Genomic DNA, 5,431 nt, shown 5'->3' on the forward strand with positions numbered 1-5,431 from the left:
ATCCATGATCGCCTGAAGGAAGCTGAGGAACTTTTCCTGCCCTGGAATGATCGATCGCCGTAGCGCATCGACCGATCCGCCCTCCGGACCGAGCATTTCGCGCGCCGCCTCGTTCGAGTCGACAACCGTGATCAACCCGATGCAGTGATCGAGAAATGTCGGATTTGCCCGGGAATGGGCTTTGAGGTCATCGACGCCCTGGGCTTTCAGTTCCATGAGATAGACGCGGAGTTTTGAGTAGTCGCGTTCCCAAAGAGCGACGCGTGTCATCGCCTTCGCGCCGTTTTCACAGAATTCGAAGGACGACGTGTGCTTCGGGTCCGGCCAGGCGCAACCCAGGCAGTCGAAGTCTTCAGGCTGGTTTGCCTTTAGAAGCGTCGGACTACCCTGCGCGACGACCTGCTGATGCGCCAGTGTCTTGGCGGCGGCTTTCCATGCGTCCCAGCCGCCGGCGGGGTGATAATACTTCTCAATACCTGGGGGACGGTTTTCCTTCATCTGCAGGCTCCTTGATGCTCGTCGTCAACTTGATTGTCGGGCGAAGGATAGCAACGCCTTTGTTGCGACGACACTATACTCTGGAATAGGGCGATTGGAGGGAAAAGGCCGCCTCCGGGCGGGGTTGAAGGCGGCCTTATTGGCAGACCTTAGGATCAAGTCCGCGCCATGGCGGGGGAGGGAACGCCAGGGCATTTAATCGCCGTCGAGGGTAGGCGATGAGGAAAAGCTAGTCCGGATCGACGTGCCGCGACACTACACTTAGGTACAAGTCGTACTGTACCTGCGAGCGATTCACGATCGGTCACGGGCGTGGTTATTTGGAGCGCGATTAAAGAGCCACCGATGTCGGTTGATTCACAGCTGAACAGCCAAGGAGCCTGAAATGGACAGAGATGTAGCCGCCGCCCGCAGAGTTCTTCCGCTTAAAACGCCGACCGATCTCGGATCCAACTCGGCAAAGGAAATCGCAGTAGCGCTCACAGCGCTCTTGGCTGATACCTTTACTCTCTATCTCAAGACCAAGAATTTCCACTGGCACGTCTCGGGCCCGCATTTTCGCAACCACCATCTTATGTTGGATGAGCAGGGCGCGCAGATTTTCGCGATGACGGACGACATCGCCGAACGCGCCCGCAAGATCGGGGGTACCACGCTTCGATCCGTCGGGCACATCGCCCGTCTGCAAAGGCTCCTCGACAACGACGCCGACTTCGTCACGCCGGACGACATGCTAGCCGAACTTCGCGACGACAACGAGCAACTCGTGGTCATCCTGCGACAGTTGCATGAACTGACTTCGTCAGCGAATGACCATGCGACGACCAGCCTCATCGAGAACTGGATCGATGAAACCGAACGGCGCCACTGGTTCCTTTTCGAAACCACACGGCGCGCCTGACGGCCGCCGCAGAACTCACAACGTCAACTGCAAAGAAGAGCAATCATGAGCGATCATTTCATCAAGACCAAAGACGGCGTCGACATCTTCTATAAGGACTGGGGTCCGAAATCCGCCCAGCCGATCGCTTTTCATCACGGATGGCCCCTGTCGTCCGACGACTGGGATGCCCAGATGCTGTTTTTTCTCCAGCACGGGTATCGGGTCATCGCCCACGATCGACGTGGCCACGGGCGCTCCTCCCAGGTGAGCGAGGGGCACGACATGGATCATTACGCCGCGGACGCATCGGCCGTCGCTGAGCATCTCGATCTACGCAACGCCGTTCACATCGGTCATTCCACGGGCGGCGGCGAAGTTGCTCGCTATGTAGCGAGGTTCGGCGAGCCACAGGGCCGTGTGGCCAAGGCCGTGCTGGTAAGTGCCGTGCCACCGTTGATGGCAAAGACGGAGGGCAACCCAGGTGGGTTGCAGATGGAGGTCTTCGACGGCCTGCGCGGCGCACTTGTGGCAAACCGCGCCCAGTTTTTCCTCGATCTGCCAACTGGGCCGTTCTACGGTTTCAACCGGCCGGACGCGAAGGTATCCGAAGGCGCTATCCGCAACTGGTGGCGCCAGGGAATGCTGGGCAGCGCCCAGGCCCACTACGAGGGCATCAAGGCGTTCTCCGAGACTGATCAGACGAACGATCTGAAAAGCATCTCCGTTCCGACCCTTGTGCTCCACGGGGACGACGACCAGATCGTGCCTATCGGGATATCCGGTCAAATCTCCGTAAAACTTCTGAAGAATGGCAAGCTGAAGATCTACAAAGGCTATCCGCACGGGATGCTAACGACGCATGCGGACGTCATTAATCCCGATCTGTTGTCGTTCGTCCGGGAATAAATCGGGCAAGATAAGTCCTCCGCGGATCATCGGGTTGATCTTCAACTCGCAGGCTGGAAAAGTCAAAAATCCAATACAACAGGGAGGCGTGGTGAGGTTCACATCGATCCACCGGGAGATAGCATGAAGGGCAAGCAGCGTTGTATGACGTGCTTGGGTTTCAATAGGCACTTTGCGGCCATCCCCACGGCTCTAAAGCAAGTATTTCGGAAAGACCTTCATAGGCTAAGAAGCAGAAATCGAGCTTCTCTCGCCGATCCCACTGCCCGCACGCAACATTTTTTGCGTTGGGAAGAACTACTACGAGCATGCCCATGAATTTTCGCGCAGCGGGTTCGATTCAAGCGCTGCCGCGGGTGTGGTCCCGAACCATCCAATCATATTTAGCAAGGTGCCGGGATCGGTCATTGCAGACAAGATCGATGTTGTGATCGACCCCAGTGTTTCAATCGCAATCGACTACGAGGCCGAACTCGCTGTCATCATAGGGAAGGCAGGCCGCGGTATCTCGAAGCAGGACGCTTTCGATCGCCGCTAGTATGACATCACGATTATCGTACGCCGTGACCTGCCCAGCCGTCTTGTCGGCTTCGATGCGGGCCACCTTTCCTTGACGCGGGGGACCCGGCATCGCTACTTGGACCGTCTCCCCAGGGACGAAATCCGAACCTGGATTAAGCGTAGTCAGCAAGTCGATATGCATGTGGAAACGCTCTGAAAGCTTTTCGGCGACGCTGGTGTAACCCAAGCTGGGCATCTTCGCCTTTTCGCCGTAGTCCACGGGAATAAGGTCCACGAGGCCTTCCGCGTCGTCGGCCTTTACCGTGTAGGTGCCGATAATCGGGCCGCCTGTCGCCAGCCTGCTGATTACATCGGGGTCGATTGTGCCGTCCGGAGGCATTCCAGTCATCTTTTTGAAACTGGCCACCGCCTTGGTGACGTTCTTTCCATAAATGCCATCAATCACCCCCGGCGATGAACCCGCACGATCAAGGAGAACCTGAAGGCGGACGATCGCAGGATCGAATTCCGCTGATGGTTTGGAGGCGCGGTCTGCAGGGATTGTGGACAGCGATGCAGAATTGATCGCGTCGGGTTTGACCTCTGCGGCTTCAGCGCCGATGATGGAAACCATCAGGAAGATCGTGGACATTCCAACAAAAGTCTTCATGTCAGCTCAAATGGAGTTGCGATGAAGATGTCCGAAAGTAATTGTTCTTCTGTGGTTGCCGCCACATTCCATGACGGCCACGTCACGACGATTGAGCATCCGACCTTGTCAGCCCGGACGTTCGTTCGCGGAGAATTAGACGACTGACTTCACGCGCTCCCAACCATTGGCGAGGTGAGTGTCGAGCTCACGGGCCAATGTCTCGGCATCGCGGCCTTCAAGAGCTGCAATGATACGCTCATGCTCGGCGACGGCACCCGCCCATCGCTCCGCCCCTTCATGCCCGATAAAACGGATGCGCTTGACACGCGATTGCAGCAGTCCGTGCACTTCGGCAAGAGGGGCGTTGTTTGCAAGGGCGACAATGCCGGTATGGATTTGCTGGTTCAGCTTGTAATATTCAAGCCGCTCGCCAGCCTTGTAATGTTTTACCATCGCGTCATGCAGGACCCTTATTTGCACGATCCCTTCGTCGCTGGCCTCTACGCACGCGAGACGGCCGGCCAGCATCTCCATTGAACGGATGACGATGAGCATATCCTCGACATCCTTCGCCGAAAAGCGCTTGACCACGGCCCCACGGCTCGGCACGAGCTCAACCAATCCCTCGCTGGCAAGAAATTTCAACGCTTCCCGCAAAGGCGTACGTGAGACGCCCAACTCCTCGCCAAGCTGATTCTCATAGATGCGCTCGCCGGGTTGCAGGTCACCCTCGATGATCATGTCACGCAACCGTGTAACGATCTCGCCGTGCAGCGATTGCCGGGAAATCGTGGCAACTGAGCGCCGTCCAGGTTCCAACACTTCCGAAGCCATTGTTACTCTCCCGCTAGGCCCATCGACGGCCTGAATCGATACATTTTTGCACTGAACGCGGCAAAATGATACCGCCTTCGATACATAATGTTTTATACTGTATACAAAATACTTGCGCCAACGGAAATTTAGGGGTAGTCCTTCGCTGGTCATCAAGAGGAGTAGTTCATGGCGTTTAGTGAATCTGTTGCCGATATGCGCGGCAGGCCCGTTCTGGCTCTTGCCATGGGTGATCCGGCCGGCATCAGCTCGGAGCTAACTGCCAGGATACTTTCCTTGCCGGAACTCAGGAACGCCGCGCATTTTGTTGTCATTGGCGATCGCCGCATCCTGGAAGAGGGCGCAGGGTTCGCAAACATTGAGCTGGATCTGGATTATCGGGCTGCGGACGACTTTTCGGCCGCACCAACCGAACGGCCCGTTTTTGTCGATCTTGGCCATCTTGATCCTGCTGACGTGACACGCGGCGAGGCAACTCTTGCTGGCGGCATGTTTGCGACCGAGAACTTTCGCTTCGCGTTGCGTCTCGCCCATGAGGGCCGCGTCGACGGCGTCTGCTTCACCCCTTTCAACAAGAAGGCGATGCGTTACGCATATCCCGGCTATGACGACGAAATCCGATTCGTTTCGGATGTCCTTTCGTTCAGTGGAAGGATGCGTGAGTTTAACGTACTCGAGCGCATCTGGAATGCGCGAGTAACCTCGCATATCCCGCTGTCGGCGGTCTCCGCTCATATCAGCGAGGATGCTATTCTGGCGGAAGTCGAGCTAACGGTTGCATGCCTGCGCCTCGCGGGGATCGACAATCCGAAAATCGCGGTAGCAGGGCTCAATCCACACGCCGGAGACGGTGGCAGCTTCGGAATGGAGGAAATCGAGGTCATCGAGCCTGCGGTGGCGCGGGCGCAAGCTGAGGGCTATGCCGTCGAAGGTCCGTTCCCAGCCGACACCGTGTTCCTGCGAGCCGTGAAGGAGGGCTTCCACGCCGTGCTGACCATGTATCATGATCAGGGTCAAATTGCGATGAAGATGATGGGTTTCGACAAGGGCGTCACGATGATGGGGGGCTTGCCATTTCCGCTCTGTACCCCAGCTCACGGCACCGCCTACGATATCGCCGGCCGCGGCATCGCCAATGTAGGAGCCTCGCGCGAGGC

General features: G+C 57.3%; 6 protein-coding genes and 1 pseudogene. 4 read left to right on the forward strand and 3 right to left on the reverse strand.

Annotation, left to right across the window (positions count from 1 at the left end; translation table 11 throughout):
* A pseudogene (locus ACXJ5O_RS17670) lies at window positions 1-498 on the reverse strand (hypothetical protein); the annotation flags it as partial.
* Window positions 499-883: 385 nt separating this feature from the next.
* On the opposite strand from ACXJ5O_RS17670, the gene ACXJ5O_RS17675 reads away from it, so the two are divergent.
* From ACXJ5O_RS17675 to ACXJ5O_RS17685, 3 genes are all read left to right on the forward strand, one after another.
* Window positions 884-1,399 carry a Dps family protein gene (locus ACXJ5O_RS17675; RefSeq protein ID WP_457301029.1) on the forward strand — a complete coding sequence of 172 codons (516 nt, stop codon included), beginning with the start codon at window positions 884-886 and terminating at the stop codon, window positions 1,397-1,399.
* Between the two features lie 45 nt (window positions 1,400-1,444).
* Window positions 1,445-2,287 (forward strand): alpha/beta fold hydrolase, encoded by an 843-nt coding sequence (locus ACXJ5O_RS17680; RefSeq protein ID WP_224506443.1) that lies wholly within the window; start codon window positions 1,445-1,447, stop codon window positions 2,285-2,287.
* Window positions 2,288-2,564: 277 nt separating this feature from the next.
* Complete coding sequence (locus ACXJ5O_RS17685) at window positions 2,565-2,825, forward strand: fumarylacetoacetate hydrolase family protein (RefSeq protein WP_457301033.1); 261 nt, start codon at window positions 2,565-2,567, stop codon at window positions 2,823-2,825.
* Here the strand turns inward: ACXJ5O_RS17685 and ACXJ5O_RS17690 are convergent.
* The gene (locus tag ACXJ5O_RS17690; protein WP_457301030.1) at window positions 2,733-3,458 is read right to left on the reverse strand and encodes a peptidoglycan-binding domain-containing protein; all 726 of its coding nucleotides are present in this window, start codon (window positions 3,456-3,458) and stop codon (window positions 2,733-2,735) included. The two genes, ACXJ5O_RS17685 and ACXJ5O_RS17690, sit on opposite strands and share 93 nt — an antisense overlap.
* Window positions 3,459-3,593: 135 nt before the next feature.
* Entirely contained in the window at window positions 3,594-4,274 is a 681-nt protein-coding gene (locus ACXJ5O_RS17695; protein ID WP_457301031.1) for a GntR family transcriptional regulator, read from the reverse strand.
* A gap of 168 nt (window positions 4,275-4,442) precedes the next feature.
* On the opposite strand from ACXJ5O_RS17695, the gene ACXJ5O_RS17700 reads away from it, so the two are divergent.
* On the forward strand, window positions 4,443-5,431 hold a 989-nt coding region (locus ACXJ5O_RS17700; RefSeq protein ID WP_457301032.1), incomplete at its 3' end, for a 4-hydroxythreonine-4-phosphate dehydrogenase PdxA.

The organism is Phyllobacterium sp. P5_D12 (assembly GCF_054049495.1).